21 protein-coding genes and 1 pseudogene are annotated in these 16,085 nt (G+C 50.2%); 15 read left to right on the top strand and 7 right to left on the bottom strand.

Annotated features, from left to right (window positions below; translation table 11 throughout):
* The first annotated feature begins 31 nt into the window (after window positions 1–31).
* The 7 genes from M467_RS16880 (at window position 32) to M467_RS16850 (ending at window position 6,620) form a co-directional block, all read left to right on the top strand.
* Entirely contained in the window at window positions 32–1,045 is a 1,014-nt protein-coding gene (locus tag M467_RS16880; RefSeq protein WP_021065312.1) for a LacI family DNA-binding transcriptional regulator, read from the top strand.
* 198 nt (window positions 1,046–1,243) lie between these two features.
* A complete protein-coding gene (locus tag M467_RS16875) occupies window positions 1,244–2,554 on the top strand; it encodes an ABC transporter substrate-binding protein (protein ID WP_021065311.1) in 1,311 nt (436 codons plus the stop codon).
* Window positions 2,555–2,617: 63 nt separating this feature from the next.
* Entirely contained in the window at window positions 2,618–3,517 is a 900-nt protein-coding gene (locus M467_RS16870; protein WP_021065310.1) for a carbohydrate ABC transporter permease, read from the top strand.
* A 3-nt stretch (window positions 3,518–3,520) separates the two neighbouring features.
* Window positions 3,521–4,447 carry a carbohydrate ABC transporter permease gene (locus M467_RS16865; protein WP_021065309.1) on the top strand — a complete coding sequence of 309 codons (927 nt, stop codon included), beginning with the start codon at window positions 3,521–3,523 and terminating at the stop codon, window positions 4,445–4,447.
* A 24-nt stretch (window positions 4,448–4,471) separates the two neighbouring features.
* A complete protein-coding gene (locus M467_RS16860) occupies window positions 4,472–5,824 on the top strand; it encodes a GH1 family beta-glucosidase (RefSeq protein WP_021065308.1) in 1,353 nt (450 codons plus the stop codon).
* A gap of 101 nt (window positions 5,825–5,925) precedes the next feature.
* A complete protein-coding gene (locus M467_RS16855; protein WP_144060641.1) occupies window positions 5,926–6,168 on the top strand; it encodes a hypothetical protein in 243 nt (80 codons plus the stop codon).
* Window positions 6,169–6,170: 2 nt separating this feature from the next.
* Entirely contained in the window at window positions 6,171–6,620 is a 450-nt protein-coding gene (locus tag M467_RS16850; protein ID WP_021065306.1) for a WapI family immunity protein, read from the top strand.
* A gap of 38 nt (window positions 6,621–6,658) precedes the next feature.
* Here M467_RS16850 and M467_RS31720 read toward each other — a convergent pair whose 3' ends face one another.
* From M467_RS31720 to M467_RS16825, 6 genes are all read right to left on the bottom strand, one after another.
* On the bottom strand, window positions 6,659–6,808 hold the full coding sequence (locus M467_RS31720; RefSeq protein ID WP_021065305.1) for a hypothetical protein: 150 nt from the start codon (window positions 6,806–6,808) through the stop codon (window positions 6,659–6,661).
* A 77-nt stretch (window positions 6,809–6,885) separates the two neighbouring features.
* Entirely contained in the window at window positions 6,886–8,214 is a 1,329-nt protein-coding gene (locus M467_RS16845; protein WP_021065304.1) for a PTS sugar transporter subunit IIC, read from the bottom strand.
* A gap of 11 nt (window positions 8,215–8,225) precedes the next feature.
* Window positions 8,226–9,632, bottom strand: coding sequence for a GH1 family beta-glucosidase (locus tag M467_RS16840; protein ID WP_031199766.1), 1,407 nt, complete (start codon window positions 9,630–9,632; stop codon window positions 8,226–8,228).
* Window positions 9,633–9,647: 15 nt separating this feature from the next.
* On the bottom strand, window positions 9,648–9,956 hold the full coding sequence (locus tag M467_RS16835; protein WP_021065302.1) for a PTS sugar transporter subunit IIB: 309 nt from the start codon (window positions 9,954–9,956) through the stop codon (window positions 9,648–9,650).
* Window positions 9,953–10,300, bottom strand: a complete 348-nt coding sequence (locus M467_RS16830; protein ID WP_021065301.1) for a PTS lactose/cellobiose transporter subunit IIA — start codon at window positions 10,298–10,300, stop codon at window positions 9,953–9,955. The genes M467_RS16835 and M467_RS16830 overlap by 4 nt, the downstream gene beginning before the upstream one ends.
* Before the next feature lie 150 nt (window positions 10,301–10,450).
* Window positions 10,451–11,161 (bottom strand): GntR family transcriptional regulator, encoded by a 711-nt coding sequence (locus M467_RS16825; protein ID WP_021065300.1) that lies wholly within the window; start codon window positions 11,159–11,161, stop codon window positions 10,451–10,453.
* A gap of 198 nt (window positions 11,162–11,359) precedes the next feature.
* On the opposite strand from M467_RS16825, the gene M467_RS16820 reads away from it, so the two are divergent.
* From M467_RS16820 to M467_RS31555, 7 genes are read left to right on the top strand one after another with little or no spacing between them, the layout of a single operon-like run.
* On the top strand, window positions 11,360–11,803 hold the full coding sequence (locus M467_RS16820; RefSeq protein WP_021065299.1) for a hypothetical protein: 444 nt from the start codon (window positions 11,360–11,362) through the stop codon (window positions 11,801–11,803).
* On the top strand, window positions 11,800–12,228 hold the full coding sequence (locus M467_RS16815; protein ID WP_021065298.1) for a hypothetical protein: 429 nt from the start codon (window positions 11,800–11,802) through the stop codon (window positions 12,226–12,228). Before M467_RS16820 ends, M467_RS16815 begins: the two co-directional genes overlap by 4 nt.
* A gap of 4 nt (window positions 12,229–12,232) precedes the next feature.
* The gene (locus tag M467_RS16810) at window positions 12,233–12,676 is read left to right on the top strand and encodes a hypothetical protein (RefSeq protein ID WP_021065297.1); all 444 of its coding nucleotides are present in this window, start codon (window positions 12,233–12,235) and stop codon (window positions 12,674–12,676) included.
* Complete coding sequence (locus M467_RS16805; protein WP_021065296.1) at window positions 12,677–13,186, top strand: hypothetical protein; 510 nt, start codon at window positions 12,677–12,679, stop codon at window positions 13,184–13,186.
* Window positions 13,179–13,649 carry a hypothetical protein gene (locus M467_RS16800; protein ID WP_021065295.1) on the top strand — a complete coding sequence of 157 codons (471 nt, stop codon included), beginning with the start codon at window positions 13,179–13,181 and terminating at the stop codon, window positions 13,647–13,649. The genes M467_RS16805 and M467_RS16800 overlap by 8 nt, the downstream gene beginning before the upstream one ends.
* Window positions 13,650–13,681: 32 nt before the next feature.
* Window positions 13,682–14,227, top strand: a complete 546-nt coding sequence (locus M467_RS16795) for a P-loop nucleotide/nucleoside kinase family protein (protein ID WP_021065294.1) — start codon at window positions 13,682–13,684, stop codon at window positions 14,225–14,227.
* Window positions 14,224–14,982: an endonuclease/exonuclease/phosphatase family protein gene (locus M467_RS31555; protein WP_021065293.1), complete on the top strand. Its 759-nt coding sequence runs from the start codon at window positions 14,224–14,226 to the stop codon at window positions 14,980–14,982. Before M467_RS16795 ends, M467_RS31555 begins: the two co-directional genes overlap by 4 nt.
* 33 nt (window positions 14,983–15,015) lie before the next feature.
* Here M467_RS31555 and M467_RS16785 read toward each other — a convergent pair whose 3' ends face one another.
* A complete protein-coding gene (locus M467_RS16785; RefSeq protein ID WP_021065292.1) occupies window positions 15,016–15,351 on the bottom strand; it encodes a hypothetical protein in 336 nt (111 codons plus the stop codon).
* A 414-nt stretch (window positions 15,352–15,765) separates the two neighbouring features.
* Between M467_RS16785 and M467_RS0115750 the strand changes: the two are divergent.
* Window positions 15,766–16,085, top strand: a pseudogene (locus M467_RS0115750) (glutamine--fructose-6-phosphate transaminase (isomerizing)); the annotation flags it as partial.

Below are 16,085 nucleotides of genomic sequence, written 5' to 3'. Positions count from 1 at the left end.
CCGAAAGCGCTTTCGGGAAGAGGAGAATGACATGGGTACGATTTATGATTTAGCAAAAATAACCGGCTTTTCGATTACGACCGTCTCCAAAGCGTTGAACAACTACAAGGACGTCAGCGAAAAGACGAGAGCCAAAATATTACAAGCCGCGGCTGAGATGGACTATCTGCCGAACGCGCACGCGCAGTCGTTATCGACGAAGAAGTCGTGGGCGATCGGGGTCATGTTCTCAGAAGCGAATGAAGTCGGAATGAAACATCCGTTCTTTAACGGCATCATCGAAAGTTTCCGTCACGCGACCGAGGAGCACGGCTATGATTTGATTTTCGCCTCGCGTAACCTCCGGAATCGTGACATGAGTTACCTCGAACACTTCAAACATCGAGCGGTCGACGGCATCGTCGTCATTTGCTCGGACCGGATGGACGAACAAGTACAAGAACTCATGCAAAGCGACATCCCAATCGTCGTGGTCGACATGGACAGCGCCAACTGTAGCGTCGTCTACTCGGACAATACGGAAGGTGCCCGCATGGCTGTGAACTACTTGTATGAGTTAGGCCATCGCCACATCGCTCACATCGCCGGAGATTCGTCGATTGACGCTGGGGCGGCCCGGGTGAAAGGGTACGAGCTCGCCATGCAAACGCTCGACTTGCCGATTCATCCAGGATACTTGGTCAACGCCGGGTTCTTCTCGGTCGAAGAAGGCAAGCAGGCGATGGAGAAGTTGTTACAATTGGCGTCACCGCCGACGGCTGTCTTTGTGGCAGGCGATCAAATGGCAATCGGGGCAATCGAAGCCGTCCATGAACACGGTCTCCGGGTCCCGGAAGACATCTCGATTATCGGCTACGATGACATCGAGATGATCAAGTACATCACGCCGAAACTGACGACAATCCGGCAAGACACGGACGAAATCGGAGAGGCGGCGGCCGAGCTGCTCATCGAGCAGATGACAGCCAAAGAACGACGGACTGAACGTCGCGTCATCCCGGTCACATTGATTGAACGGGCATCGTGCGCGCCGGTCAAAAAGTAAACAAGTCACGATGATGTTTCGAAGTCGCTCTGTTCGCTTCAGCGGAATGGAGAGAAGAGAGCGATTTCGAAAATCATTCACCCCAAATCGAAACCGCTTTCGATATTTTATTTCGATTCTTTCGAAAGCGCTTTCGACAATTATTTACCTCTTCTTGTAAACGCTTTCTCAAAAACACTTATAAAGGATGGTTCACACATGCGTAAAAAATTAGTTAGCTTACTCTCTATCGGAGCACTATCAGTCGGTGTCTTGGGCGCATGCTCAAATGACGAAGGGTCTTCAGAATCGTCAAACGGCAAAGACGACGTACTTAAAGTTTGGTCGTTCACGGATGAGCTCAAAGAACCAATCAAAACATACGAAGAGAAGAACGGCGTCAAGGTCGAATTGACAATCGTTCCAATCGCGGACTATCCGACAAAACTTAAGCCGGCACTTGAAAGCGGCGTTGGGGCACCGGACGTCTTCACAGGCGAAATCGCGTTCCTCAAGCAATGGGTTGACGCAGGCTACTGGGAAAACCTTTCAGACGAGCCTTACAACGTCAATGAAATCTCAGACGACTACATCCCTTACGTCTTCGACCTCGGGAAAGATAAAGATGGCAACGTGCGCGCTCTCTCATGGCAAACGACACCAGGTGGCGTCTACTACAAACGTAGCTTAGCGAAAGAAGTCCTCGGTACGGACGATCCGACTGAAATCGGCAACATGATGAGCTCGATGGACGGCGTTTTCGAAGTTGCTGAGAAGATGAAGCAAAAAGGCTACAAAATGTTCCCAGACGAAGGCGCGATCCGTTGGTTCTCACAAGGCGCGAACCCAGAAGCATGGGTAAACGATAAGAACGAACTTGTGTTGACAGAAGATAAAATCAACTACATGGACTACGCGAAAGAGCTTCGTGAGAAACAATACACGGCGCTCGCTCCAGAATGGTCACCATCTTGGTTCGAAGGCATGTCGAAGCCAATCAAAGTTAAAGAAGGCGGCAAAGAGACAGAGACACAAGTCTTCTCTTACGTCCTCCCAACATGGGGTCTTCACAGCGTCTTGAAAGACAGCGCGAAAGACACAGCTGGTGACTGGGCAGTCACGAACGGTCCAAGCCCGTACTTCTGGGGCGGCACATGGCTCGGTGTGTACGAAGGATCGAAAAACAAAGAAGCTGCATACGATTTCGTTAAGCTCATGACACAAGACGAAGAGTTCTTGACTGACTGGGCTGAAGAGACAGGCGACGTCCTCGCTTACAAACCAGTTACCGACAAAATCAAAGACGACTTCAGCGATGAGTTCCTCGGCGGACAGAACAACTACGAGTTCTTCCTTGACCAAGCGGATGAAATCACACCAGGGATCGTCACGAAATACGACCAACAGCTCGACACGCTCTACGGCGCTTCAGTCCTTCAATACGTAGAAGGTAAGAAGTCGAAAGAAGAAGCGATTGAAGAGTTCAAAAAACAAGCGAAGAACGCTTACCCAGACATTACAGTTGACTGAGGCCAGCTAACCCGTGGGGGGATTTCCCCCCCTGAAGGGTTGCTATGGAAGGAGTAACACGACGTGAAAAAACTAGACCGTTACGGCTATGCGTTTATTGCCCCATTTTGGGTCGTCTTTTTGACATTCAGTATTTACCCGGTCTTCTTGACCCTGTACTACAGTTTCACCAACTATACCGGCAGCCAAGGAGAAGAGGTCGTCGGCTTTGCGAACTACGCGCGCCTGTTGACAGACACATACTTCATCGAGGCGTTCGTCAATACGATCAAGATTTGGGGAATAAACTTTGTCTTGCAAATCGGTCTCGCACTGGCACTCGCGCTCTTGTTCTCAGATTTACGTTTGAAGTTGAAGGGCCTCGCGTTCTTCCGTTCATTCTTCTATCTTCCTAACTTGATCACGATCAGTTCGGTCGCACTCTTGTTCGGAATCTTGCTCGACTGGCAGCATGGATCACTCAACATGATGCTCTTGAAACTTGGTATCATCTCTGACCCGATCAATTGGTTATCGCAACCGGTGACGGCACAACTGTCCGTCTCACTCATTTTGACATGGATGTGGTTCGGTCACTCGTTCATCATCGTCATGGCCGGTGTATCGGGGATTTCACAAGACTTCTTCGAAGCCGCCCATATCGATGGCGCGAACCGTTGGCAGATGTTTACGAACGTCACGGTCCCATTACTCAAACCGATTCTTTTGTACATCATGATCACATCGCTCATCGGTGGTCTTCAACTGTTCGATCTTCCGCTCTTATTGACGGATGGAATCGGCGCACCAGATGGCTCACTGAACACGATGGTTCTCTACTTGTACAACCAAGCATTCAAGTATAACAACTATGGCTATGCGGCAGCGGTCGCTTACGGCTTGTTCTTGATTACACTCGTCTTCTCGGCGATCGTCTTCAAAGGGATGTTCCGTAAAGAACGCGCTGCGCAGAAGGGAGCATAAGCAATGGAACAAAATGCAGAATCACGGCGTATGCTCGCCGACAGCGAAGTCCAGCCGCCGCGCGAGGAGAAACCGCTTCGCGTGCTACCGCCAAGTAAGAAACCGAAAAAGAAATGGTTCAGCCGTGGCTTGATTTACACGGGCTTGATTATCTTGACGATTGTCTGCTTCATCCCGTTCTTGATGATGCTCGTCAACGCGACGCGGACGAACGGTGAAATCATGTCTGGTTTCTCGCTCATCCCCGGATCGGCACTCGTCGACAACTATGCGATTTTGAGCGACTATATCAACATTTGGACCGGCTTCAAAAACAGTTTGATCGTCGCGGTGCTCGTGACGTTGCTCTCTGGTTATTTCTCAGCGATGACTGCATTTGGATTCGCCTTCTACAACTTCAAAGGGAAAAACGTGATGTTCATCTTCATGCTTGTCATGATGATGGTCCCAGGGCAACTCGGACTTATCGGGTTCTACGAGATTTCGAAAACGCTCGGAATTCTCGATTCGTTCATCCCGCTCATCATCCCATCAATCGCCAGTCCGTTCGTCGTCTTCTTCATCCGTCAGTACACGCAAGCGACGCTGCACGTCAGTATGATTGAAGCGGCGCGCATCGATGGAGCGAGCGAACTGCGCATCTTCCATACGATTGCGCTCCCGATGATGATGCCGGCCGTCGCGACGATGTCGATCTTCACGTTCATCGGCTCATGGAACAACTACTTGATGCCGCTCGTGCTCTTGTTCTCACCTGAGAAGTACACGTTGCCGGTCCTCATGGGCTTCTTGAAAGGATCGCAAGTCGCCGAGAACCTCGGTGCCCTTTACCTCGGTATCGCCATTTCGGTCGTACCGATCATGATCGCCTTCTTGTTCTTGTCGAAATACATCGTCAGCAGTATCTCGGCTGGTGCGGTCAAAGAATAACTAGAGAGAAAAGAGGAATTGACTATGCAGTTTAACAAAGACTTCGTCTTCGGGACCGCGACTTCGTCGTATCAGATTGAAGGCGCGCATAACGAGGACGGGCGCACTCCGTCGATTTGGGACATGTTCTGCGACATCGACGGACGCGTGTTCGAGAAGCATAACGGTGACGTCGCCTGCGACCACTACCACCGCTTCGAAGAAGACATCCAGCATATCAAACAGCTCGGTGTCGACACGTATCGCTTCTCGATCGCATGGCCGCGCATTTTCCCGGCGAAAGGTGAGTTCAACCCAGCTGGGATGGCGTTCTATAAGACGCTGGCGACACGCCTCCGTGAGGAAGGCATCAAGCCGGCCGTCACACTCTACCACTGGGATCTCCCGATGTGGGCCCACAATGAAGGGGGCTGGGTGAACCGCGACTCGGTCGACTGGTTCCTCGACTATGCCAAAGTGTGCTTCGATGAACTCGACGGCATCGTCGACTCATGGATCACACACAACGAGCCATGGTGTGCTGGATTCCTCGGCTACCACGTTGGTGTCCACGCACCGGGCCATCGCGACATGAACGAAGCGGTCCGCGCTGTGCACCATATGCTTCTCTCGCACGGGAAAGCGGTCGAATTATTGAAACAAGAGTTGAAGTCGACGACGCCAATCGGTATCACGCTCAACTTGTCACCGGTCTATGCGAAGACGGACTCGGTGAATGACCGACTCGCACAAAACAACTCGGACGGTTACTCGAATCGCTGGTTCCTCGATCCAGTGTTCAAAGGTCAATATCCGGTCGATATGATGAACTTGTTCGCGAAATATGTTCACACGTACGATTTCATCAAACCAGGTGACATGGAGACGATTTCGACAGAGTGCGACTTCTTCGGCATCAACTTCTACAGCCGCGGACTCGTTGAGTTCAGCGCGGCGAACGACTTCATGACGGTGGCTGCGTACTCCGATTACGACAAGACGGGCATGGGCTGGGATATCGCCCCGAACGAATTCAAAGACCTGATCCGTCGCTTACGTAACGAGTACACAGACCTTCCAATCATCATCACAGAGAACGGCGCGGCTTACGACGACGTGCTTGAGAACGGCGAAGTCCATGACGTGAAACGCATCGACTACGTTAAAAAGCACCTCACAGCCGTATCCGACTTGAACGACGAAGGCATGAACATCGCCGGATATTATCTCTGGTCGCTCATGGACAACTTCGAATGGAGCTTCGGTTATGAGAAACGCTTCGGCATTCTCTACATCGACTTCGACACGCAAGAGCGCGTCTGGAAAGACAGCGCGAAATGGTACGCTGGAGTCATCGGCGATCATAAAGCCAAACACGCGGATAGCGTCGAGGCGTAAGATGGATCCATCCCTGCCGCTACAGGGATGGATTTTTTGTGTGGAACGTATTCGGTCAGGGAACGTATAGAAGAGGACAACAAATGAAAGGGGCCGTTCAAATGAAACGCGAGTATGCGACGTACGAAGTGACAGGGTATGACGACAAAGGGAAAATCAAGTTCATCCATTTGAAGGAAGGTGAGTTTATCCTGCCAGTCGAGATTAAAGGAGACGACTTGACGAAAATCAAAAAGATGATGGAGCTCAACCCAGGAGTGACGGTCATCGTCCACGCAGCGGTGGATCAGAAACGGATGCGTTTGCAGGAGATTGACGGTTATTCGCTCAGGAAGGACGGATAACGATGCCCATCGCCAAATTGATGTCGCGTGACGAGTCATGTGATGTGACAATCGAGAGCTATGCGTATGCCTATCCGGACGCCGACAACATCCATGACGCGGCCTGGCATCGTAATTGGGTCGGGCTCCATACGCCGGACCATCGCATCACGTTCGATGACGTCATGCTCGACAGTCTGCTCGTGGCTCACTACATACCAATGTTCGAGTCATTCGTAGCGGGCGACGTATCCGAAGTCGAGTTTGAGCCGACCGAACCATTCGTCAGCTTGACAGTGACGAGAAGAGACGGAGATGGGGATGAGGTCACGGTAAAGGGGTATCTCGAGCATCCGCTTGAAGGTGAGTCTGAGGAGCTTGCGTTCACGTTTGAGACGTCTGTGAGCAATGTGACGCGTTTTTTGGAAGGGTTACAGGCAATCGCCGACGCATATCCGATTCGAGATCTGTAATCGAAAGCAGCCAGCGCTACGAATAGGCTGGCTGCTTGTTAATGAATGATTTCTTTCCTGGCTTGAACGCCAGCTGCGAACAGACAGACGACTCCTAGTACGAACGGGACGACAGACTCTAGAGCGATGCCGGCGAGGAACGAGGCGCTCATCAATAAGCAGAACGTGACCGTATAATTTCGTTTCATCTATGTACCAACTCTCATACTCATTTTCCTAAATATAACAGCCCTTCTCATCGCTGAGAAGGGCTGTCGTTATTTGCTTAGGCTGACGCTTTGTCTGCGTCTTCTTGTGCTTTCAACTCTTCGCCGTACGAGACGCGGTCTTGCATGCGGACGAACGGGAGGTAGACGGCTACGGCCATCGCAATCGTAACGATTTGCAAGAGCGCTGCACGCCATCCGCCGATTAAGAAACCAGAGATGATCGGTGGTGTTGTCCATGGCACTTGAAGTGCGTTGAACGGGTCGACCCAGCCCCAAAGGATTGAGAAGTACACCATGAACGATGCGATGGCAGGAACGATAACGAACGGTACGAACATGATCGGGTTGAACACGATCGGCATCCCGAAGATGACCGGCTCGTTGATGTTGAAGAGACTTGGTGCAAGCGAGAGCTTACCGAGTTGCTTCAAGTGAGCCGAACGGGCGACCATGAGTGTCGCGATGATGAAACCGATTGTGATTCCTGATCCACCGAGCTTCGTGAAGACGTCGAGGAACTGGATGGTAACGATTTTCGCGTTCTCACCGGCAACGAGTGTTTCACCCGCATCGATGAGTGCTTGGTTTTGAAGCGCGTTTGCTGTAAGGAGTGGTCCCATAATCCCCATGAGGATGGCAGCACCGTGAATTCCACACCACCACATGACTGACATGAGCACCATGATGATAACGGCTCCAGCAAGTGTGTCTGTCAAGTTTTGAAGTGGTGCTTGAAGCACGTCATAGACGACTTCTGTGAACGTACGATCTGCAACCGCTTGGAAAATCGCGAATGTCGCGACCGCAAGTGTGATAATCGCAAGACCAGGAACGAGTGCTGAGAATGAGTTCGATACGCCTGGTGGAACACCGTCAGGCATTTTGATGCTGATGCCGCGTTTGATGAACTGCGAATAAATGAATCCAACGACCAATCCGACGACGATGGCAGCGAGGACACCTTGTCCACCTGTCCATACTTTCGGGATGACTCCGCCGACTGTTTCTCCACCTTCAGAGAGGACAGACGCTTGCGTGATGATCAAGAACGAGATGATCCCGAGGATACCAGCTGGTACACCTTCGATTTTTTCGTTTTTAACATACGAGTAAGCGATTCCGAATACACCGATTAAAGCGAGAATGTCGAACGTCGCACCGACGACTTGCGTGAGTGGAAGCGTCCAATCGGCTCCGAACAATCCTGACATGAAGTCAGCCCAACCTGGAATTGGGAGAGCAAGAATGAGCAAGAACAATGACCCGATGATCGTCATCGGCATCGTCAGGATGAACCCGTCCTTAATAGCAAGGACGGGCTTGGCGTTCGCGAAACGAACGAACCCTGGCGTGAATTTTTCAAATACGGTTTCTAAGCGGCTCATGGGGAACCTCCTTATAGGTTTTCAGCGCGAGTAGCGATAATGTCTTTGTACCAGTAGAACGATTTTTTCTTCTTACGAGCAAGCCCGTTAGCGTGATCAACATAGATGAAGCCATATTGCTTTTTATATCCGTTGAGCCAGCTGAGAAGATCGATAGCCGACCAAGCATAGTAACCTGCGACGTTAACACCCTGTTCGACAGCGTGTTTCACGGCGCGGATATGACCTTCGATGTATTCGATGCGAGCGTCGTCGACGATTTCTCCGTCTACGATCGGGTCGACATCACCGAGACCGTTCTCTGTGATGTAGATTTTCACATCGCCGTAACGATCTTTGAGCATGTGCATGCCGTCAAGGAACGCTTCCGGTGAGATTTCCCAAGCCCATTTCGTGTAGACTTTGTCATCCATCATGACCGTTTTGTAGACGCCATCGAATGATGGGTTACCCGGGCGGCCTGTCGAGTTCTCGCGGCCACCGGCCATGACGAGCGCCGAGTCATTTTTCATGACGCGTTGCGGGCTGTAGTAGTTGAGGCCGATGAAGTCGTTCATCGAAGCCGTGCGCTTCAAGAGGTCGAGCTCTTCGTCTGTCATGTCAGGGAGAAGGCCTTGCTCCTCGAGTCCTTTCACGACGTACGCTGGGTATTCACCTTTCAAGATCGGATCATAGAACCAATGCGTCGAGTAAGCGTTCGCGTGCATTTCAGCGAACTTATTCTCTTCGGCGTCATCGATGCTGAAAGCCGGGTTGAACACGTGCGTGATTCCGATTTCGCCGACGTATCCGTTTTGTTTGAACAACTCGACGGCACGAGCGTGAGCGACGAAGACGTGGTGTGTCGTTTGGAAGTAACCTTTGACGTCGCCTTCGATGCCGGGCGGGTGTGCCCCAGTCAAGTAGCCGAGTGAGCAGAAGATGACCGCTTCGTTGAACGTGATCCAGTGACGGACACGGTCGCCGAACGATTGGAAGCAAGTATCGGCGAAACGGACGAATGCGTCAACCGTCTCTGGATTTTTCCAGCCACCTTTTTCTTCAAGCGCTTGCGGGAGGTCCCAGTGGTAGAGTGTCACGAATGGGACGATGTTGTGCTTCAAGCACTCGTCAATCAAGTTGTTGTAAAACTCGAGTCCTTTTTCGTTCACTTCACCTGTGCCGTTCGGGAAGACACGCGGCCATGAGATCGAGAAACGGTATGATTCGAGTCCCATCTCCGCCATGAGTGCGATGTCTTCTTTATAACGGTGGTAATGGTCGACTGCGACGTCGCCGTTCGTATCTTCAAATGTTTTTCCAGGAATTTTCGAGAAGACGTCCCAGTTTGAGAGTCCTTTCCCGTCCTCGTTCCATGCACCTTCGACTTGGTAAGAAGCCGATGCGGCGCCGAACAAGAAATTGTTTGGCATTTTCAAAGTGGTCACCTCAGTTTATTTATTTGCGAGTTTTAACGCGTGGTCTAATACTTTCGTTCCGTTCATCATGCCGTAGTCGACTGTGTTGATGACGTCGATTGGAACGCCTTTCGGCTCACAGATTTGTTTGCCTTTCGCGAGCAAGTATTTGACTTGTGGTCCGAGAAGCGCGACGTCGAGGTTGTCCACGTACGTTTCCATTTCTGATTCTGGGTAAGCAGCGATTTCAGCCTCAAGGCCTCGTTCAGCGGCAACCGCTTTCATTTTTTCTACTAACATACTTGTTGACATACCTGCTGCACAGAAGAGTCCGATTTTCATCATTTTTGATCCATTCCTTTCAATTGGTTGATTTCGTTTTGCATGTTCATCATATAGCCGAGCATCTCTTTGACGAGAATTGTGTTCATTAAGTGGTCTTGCGCGTGCACCATGAGAACGCCGACCGTAGCCGTTTTCCCTTGTGCCTCGAGTGTGACGAATTTCGTCTGGATGGCGTGTGCTTCTTTCAATGTCGCATCCCCAGCTTTGACCGCTTCAGCCGCTTCCTCTGCTTTGCCTTCTTGCATCAATAGCATCGCATGATGGTAGCTCGCTTTGGCGTCGCCTGAAAGAGCGATTAAACCGAAAATATCTTCGGGTGTAATTTCGATTGTTTCAGAAACCATAGTATCTCTCCTTTTTGTATGGATAACCAAAATTCATAGGTACAAATTCTACAAATTGATAGTATCACGATACCGCTTACATGTAAACCCTTTCTTTTATAAAATATACGAACGAAAAAAACGCACACGAGAACAATCTCTCGAGTGCGTTTAGGACTTGATGTTAGAGACTTTGAGCATCTTAACATGGCGGAAATGATGTGTCGAGCGCGATACGTCGAAGATTTGACCGTTCGTCAAATAGACGGTGTTGTCGACGAGAAGGGCCGGGTCATTTTCATTTAATCCAAGTAGCTCAGCATCTGCTGCGTTCAAAAAGTCGGCGTAAATGACACGGTCGGCAAAACCGATGGCGAGCTTTTGGTCGTTGCGGAAGTAGTTGTAGATCGACTTCTCCGTGATGTTCCGGTCGAGATAGACGACGAGGTCTTTTCGGAAATACGAGTCCTCGACCGAAAACGGATGGTCATCGACGAGACGGAGTCGTTTGACGTAATAGACGGGTGTCCCGACGTTGCACTTCATCCGTTCAGCGACTTCATCGTTCGCTGTCGTCAATTCAAAATCAAGCACGCGCGTCTCGACTTTTCGTCCACTGAAGTCGCTCGTGAGACCTTGCAACTTCTCGAGGTTCACGTAATCGCTCATATAATGGTCACGGACGAAGACGCCGCTCCCTTGCACTTGATAGACGTAGCCTTTGTTGACGAGAATCTCGATTGCTTTTCGGACCGTGTTGCGGCTGACGCCGTACTTGGTGGCGTATTCGTCCTCGGTGAGGAGCTTGTTCGTATGTTGATAGACGTGATTCATAATATCCGTCTCAATCTGTTCGGCGACTTGTTTATACTTTGGGGACATCAGGGTCTGCACCTTTCACATGAAAATTTGTAGGTATGAATACGCTATCAGTATATCAGAAATTATATATGGGTGGAGGACAATCCTTCGGCAATTGTTGAAAAACGTCGAACGATTGTACAGAGAATCATTGAAATCTGCGAAACGAATTCAAAAGGGTTTCGTATAAAAATAGAGAAGAGTGAGGAGGAGAAGGTCATGGCACAATCAGTTCGGATGGAACGGGAACGAGAATGGAAGCGACGACATACACGCATCGGTTACGCTTTATTGGGGGTGGTCATTCTGGCGTTCGCTTTGATGTTCTTTGGACGGGCAACGTGGATCACCGTCCCGCTCGGTCTTGTCGGCGTCGCCCTGCTCGTTTCAGACGTCGCAAAATATCGGATGAGACGGTCGTTTTTGTTCGAGTCAGCCGCACAAAAAATGCTCCGTTGGCAGTTAGGATACGACATCGTGAATACGAGCGTACTCATCATCATGGTCGGCGGGCTATTGATTTTTAGTCAAGATAACATCTATTGGGCGTTCGCGGTCGTCATCTGGGGAATCATTGCCGAAGTCGTGTCGCGCCGCTTGAACCGGGCGCTACAAGCCCGTGATCCAATCTTGCGCGCCCTTGAATTGGAGGAAGCGCGATGAGAGAACGCATCGAGCAGGAACGGGCGTGGTTTCGTTCGTTCCATCAACTCATCTTTGGGATTGTCGGTGTATTCTTGATTGTCGTCCTTCCAGTTATAGCATGGACGGATCATCTGTTTTGGGGAATTGTCTATACCGGACTAGCGCTCGTCCCCGTCAATGTCATGTATATTCGACGGTCCCGGATGCGGCGGACATTGAATCCACAATTGACGCATCGCTATCGCCAACAATTAAGAAGTGACTGCTTCAATACGATTGCCTTCTTTATCGCTTTAAATGGTGGTGAGTTGTTTGAGTCGAACGTTCTGTATCTAGGTGGGCTGCTCATGCTCGTAGTAGCAGGGTTGTTGACGATACGAATCGAAAATCGGATGAAAGAAGAGGATGTGTGGCTTCCTACATACGAACAGCTTAGGGGGTGAGCGGATGGAATATTCTATTCAAAAAGAAGTCCAATCGATTAAACGAATTCAACGCTTTGGGGGCGCGGTTCTGGGCATCTACATTCTATTAATGATTGTTGCGCTTCTATTCGAAAAGATGTTATTGATTCCTTTAATGTGGACCGTCGCCGTGTTCCTTATTTTCATGGGGCATAAACAATACCGTCTCCTTCGCTATGTCTCGACGCACTCAAAAAGCTTACAGTGGCTAAAGGTCGAATATGCGGACACGTGGATTAGCGCGCTGTTGATGGGCACGTTTATGACGGCGTTATTAACAATGGAGTCGCTTGGAATTGGGATTGGATTTCTATTTGGGATTTGGGGGTTAACTGCAAATCATCGGAAACGACTCATTGAACGTCAGTTGAAAAAGCATGATCCTCATGCACCGACGTATGAAGAATTGATCGAAAGGATGGGTTGAATGGAACTGTCACCACAATCAAAACAACAGATTGATACGATTCTTCGATTTGAGAAGTGGACGAGTTGGGGTTTCGGTATAACTGTCTTCTCAGCGGTCGTTGGGATGTTAATTTACGCATCGTACTGGGACATGCCCGAGTCATTTATCCTTGTGCTCTTAGTGTCGGTTTTCGCTCTGATGATTAGCATCGAAACGACTCGATTTCTCATGTGGCGTCGGTTCGTGAAAAATGGACAGGCACGGAAATTGCTTACGCTCCGGTATACGATTTATTTGATTGGGGTTAGCGCAATCGGATACTACGGGATTGTCGTATTCTATGAGACGCCACAACCGCAATCATTTCAGGCGTTCTTGTTGTCGCAAGCCTTTTTCTGGGGAGCTGCCTTTTTCGGGAAATGGCTCGATCGCATCATCCAAAAGCATGACGGCCATTATTTGACGGGGGAGGATTTAAAACTGATTCGGGAAGCGCGCGACATCGAGAAGGAGCAAGGTCATGGATAAACGAAGCCAAATGCGTGAATTGACGGCGTTCGACCAGAGAAAGCATTCCACACAAGTGTTCTTGTCAGCGGTGTTGGCCGCACTTCTATTTTTCTCATTAGAGTATAATTGGCTATCACCCATGACGGTCATATTTCTCAGCATCGCAGCGGGTCTTCCCGATTTTCGTAAGATGTGGCAACGCGAGAATATTAAAAAACAATTTTTGAAGTCGGATGCAGCAAAGCGGCTCATCCATCTTAACTCCATCTTTGGGCTCGTGACGCTACCCTTCTTCCTAGTGTGGATTTACGCATTGCTCACGGATTGGATTTCACTTCAAGCATTCGCGTTGATTGGGCTAGGAGCTTACATGCTCGCCATTCTTGAGCATCGTCTGTATGAGCGGCATATGGCTCAACTCGACGAGCACTACGTCACGGAAGCCGAATTGCGAGAAGAACAAAAGTGGGGGAGCGCTTAGGCGCTTCCTCTTACATGTTAAGGAGGATAATGATGAATCGGAAAGTATGGATCATTTCAGGTCCGGCTGGTGTCGGAAAGTCGACGACGGCGAGATGGCTCGCTCAAAGCATGGAGAAGAGTGCATACGTGTCGGGGGATGACATCAGTCATATGGCAGTCTCTGGTCGTGAAAGGCCTTGGGAATCAGAGCGGGCAAACGATTTGGTTTGGAAGAATATCGTCGCGTTGACTGATAATTTTCTTGAGGCGGGGTATGACGTCGTCGTGGACTGGGTCGCTTTTTGGCAAGACGTGAAGCGCTACACGGTTCACTGGATTGAACAAGGTGTCGAAGTACGCTACGTCATCTTATGGGCGGAGCAAGACGTTCACATCCAACGCGATCAGTATAGGCCGAGCGATGCGCAGATGGGGGAGCGGGTCATCATATTGCGGAACGAGTTTCTAAGCTCGGGTGCACCGGACCGTTACTATTTAGACAACACGGTCGGTGAGTTGAGCGAAACGATTCAACAGCTTCAAGAAAGCGAACAATTCGTGCTGACAGATTTGCAACAGAGTGGAGCCAGTACATGAGGATTGCGACGTTCAACCTCTGGAACAATCCGACATTATGGTCGAAGCGGATCGAGTCCATCTGTGCCACAGTGAAGATGATTGAAGCCGATGTGCTGGCGCTTCAAGAAGTCAAAACGCATGTGGAAGGGGAGCAAGGCATCAGTGTAGCCGAGCAGATCGCCCACGAAACGGGCTATCCGTTTTGCGTATTTCTCGCCTATCCGGACTCACCCGATGAAGGGCTCGCTGTCTTAAGTAATATTCCCCTCGATACGAATGATGCGATTTGGCACCACGAGGTAGAAGAAGCGAACTACTGTGCGATGCGGGTGACGTTTCAAGCAGGAGGTCACGCTTTCGGATTGACGAACGTCCATCTGAATTGGAGGTCGCCGGTCATTCGGGAAGCGCAAGTGCAGGCGGTCCGCAAGTGGATCGGTGAGGGAGAACGTTACGAGCTATTATGTGGTGACTTCAATGACAATCCGCAGTCGGAGATTTATCGTGATTTGACCGCACATCGTTGGATCGATGTCGCCACATGTGATCGTGGAGGGGATGAGCCGACGCTGGATTATGTACACAATCCGTATTTGAAGCAGGATTCTTTGCAGAAACAACCAGCACGCTACGATTGGATGTTATTGCGTCACGACGAAGGGAACGTCCCGCTCATCTCGAGCGTGGACGTGTTTGGGAAGACGTCCGATTCAATCACCGACGTGCTGCCGAGTGATCACTATGGAGTCTTACTCAATCTCGACATCTCTTAAAAAAGGGGGAACGCTTAGGCGCTTCCCCCTTTTTCATTTGAACGTGCGGATGACGAAGTAGAGACAAATGAGGAACGGGATCAAGAACATACTTCCGATCCACTCGCCTTGACCGAATAGGAGCCAGGCGAAGAGCTGGAATGACAAGACGCCGCCGGCAGCAAGTCCAGCAAAACGATACGCTTTCGGGCGAAGCGACGGGTCATCCCACCATTCTTTAAAGAACGGGAAGCTGAACAAGAGCGCGAGCGCCAAGAAAAAGGCGGCCGGAAACACAAGAAAATCCCCAACTTCACTCTGTCCTTCGATTTGCAGCCATTTGGATGCGGTCGATAAGATGATACCGATGACGAGAAAGACGATATTCATAGCCATTCCTCCACTTCATCTAATAGATACTTCCATCATGACCGAACCAGCTCGACGAGACAAGCCTGTTTAAAAAAGTAGCTTTTTAGTGAAAGTGGTGACTTTTACATGAACAGTAAAAAAGTATCAGATTCTGTTGTGACATAAACACTTTCGGATTCAATCGAGACCGGCTAGCATGAAAGGGTATCTGGAGAAACGGCCAGCTATGAAGGGAAAAGCGCCAGAACTCTTCGGAGTTGACGAGGTTGGGGGTTATCGAGTTTTCGGCGGATGCCTCCTAGTCGCCTGTCACGACTACAAGTGTTCTTTTAAAACGTTCGGGTGACCGGACGGACAACGAGGAACACGTTGACAGCACTCTAAAAAGCCCGTTTCCTTTTTCGAGAAATCGAATCGATGAGGAGAATTGTTATGTGTGGAATTGTAGGAATGATTGGTCAAATCGGAACGAAAGAGATTTTATTAAAAGGGTTGGAGAAGCTCGAGTATCGAGGTTATGACTCAGCCGGAATCGCGCTCGTCGGTGATGATGTCCATGTGTTCAAAGAAGTCGGTCGCATCGCCGCACTTCGTGACATCGTACCGGTCGAAGCGGAAGGCGCCATCGGCATCGGTCACACACGTTGGGCGACACACGGCGTGCCGAGCGTCCCGAACGCCCACCCGCACCAGAGCACGACGGGCCGCTTCACGCTCGTCCACAACGGTGTCATCGAGAACGACGAGCAGAT

Source organism: Exiguobacterium chiriqhucha RW-2, from assembly GCF_000416965.1.
GTDB lineage: Bacteria > Bacillota > Bacilli > Exiguobacteriales > Exiguobacteriaceae > Exiguobacterium > Exiguobacterium chiriqhucha.
This window is presented reverse-complemented; position numbering and strand designations above follow the sequence as displayed.

What these genes read in the sequence shown, in the direction of transcription:
- M467_RS16880 (WP_021065312.1), top strand. Translation starts at nt 32, where the DNA reads ATGGGTACGATTTATGATTTAGCAAAAATAACCGGCTTTTCGATTACG.
- M467_RS16875 (WP_021065311.1), top strand. Translation starts at nt 1,244, where the DNA reads ATGCGTAAAAAATTAGTTAGCTTACTCTCTATCGGAGCACTATCAGTC.
- M467_RS16865 (WP_021065309.1), top strand. Translation starts at nt 3,521, where the DNA reads ATGGAACAAAATGCAGAATCACGGCGTATGCTCGCCGACAGCGAAGTC.
- M467_RS16860 (WP_021065308.1), top strand. Translation starts at nt 4,472, where the DNA reads ATGCAGTTTAACAAAGACTTCGTCTTCGGGACCGCGACTTCGTCGTAT.
- M467_RS16855 (WP_144060641.1), top strand. Translation starts at nt 5,926, where the DNA reads ATGAAACGCGAGTATGCGACGTACGAAGTGACAGGGTATGACGACAAA.
- M467_RS16850 (WP_021065306.1), top strand. Translation starts at nt 6,171, where the DNA reads ATGCCCATCGCCAAATTGATGTCGCGTGACGAGTCATGTGATGTGACA.
- M467_RS31720 (WP_021065305.1), bottom strand. Translation starts at nt 6,808, where the DNA reads ATGAAACGAAATTATACGGTCACGTTCTGCTTATTGATGAGCGCCTCG.
- M467_RS16845 (WP_021065304.1), bottom strand. Translation starts at nt 8,214, where the DNA reads ATGAGCCGCTTAGAAACCGTATTTGAAAAATTCACGCCAGGGTTCGTT.
- M467_RS16835 (WP_021065302.1), bottom strand. Translation starts at nt 9,956, where the DNA reads ATGATGAAAATCGGACTCTTCTGTGCAGCAGGTATGTCAACAAGTATG.
- M467_RS16830 (WP_021065301.1), bottom strand. Translation starts at nt 10,300, where the DNA reads ATGGTTTCTGAAACAATCGAAATTACACCCGAAGATATTTTCGGTTTA.
- M467_RS16825 (WP_021065300.1), bottom strand. Translation starts at nt 11,161, where the DNA reads ATGTCCCCAAAGTATAAACAAGTCGCCGAACAGATTGAGACGGATATT.
- M467_RS16820 (WP_021065299.1), top strand. Translation starts at nt 11,360, where the DNA reads ATGGCACAATCAGTTCGGATGGAACGGGAACGAGAATGGAAGCGACGA.
- M467_RS16815 (WP_021065298.1), top strand. Translation starts at nt 11,800, where the DNA reads ATGAGAGAACGCATCGAGCAGGAACGGGCGTGGTTTCGTTCGTTCCAT.
- M467_RS16810 (WP_021065297.1), top strand. Translation starts at nt 12,233, where the DNA reads ATGGAATATTCTATTCAAAAAGAAGTCCAATCGATTAAACGAATTCAA.
- M467_RS16805 (WP_021065296.1), top strand. Translation starts at nt 12,677, where the DNA reads ATGGAACTGTCACCACAATCAAAACAACAGATTGATACGATTCTTCGA.
- M467_RS16800 (WP_021065295.1), top strand. Translation starts at nt 13,179, where the DNA reads ATGGATAAACGAAGCCAAATGCGTGAATTGACGGCGTTCGACCAGAGA.
- M467_RS16795 (WP_021065294.1), top strand. Translation starts at nt 13,682, where the DNA reads ATGAATCGGAAAGTATGGATCATTTCAGGTCCGGCTGGTGTCGGAAAG.
- M467_RS31555 (WP_021065293.1), top strand. Translation starts at nt 14,224, where the DNA reads ATGAGGATTGCGACGTTCAACCTCTGGAACAATCCGACATTATGGTCG.
- M467_RS16785 (WP_021065292.1), bottom strand. Translation starts at nt 15,351, where the DNA reads ATGAATATCGTCTTTCTCGTCATCGGTATCATCTTATCGACCGCATCC.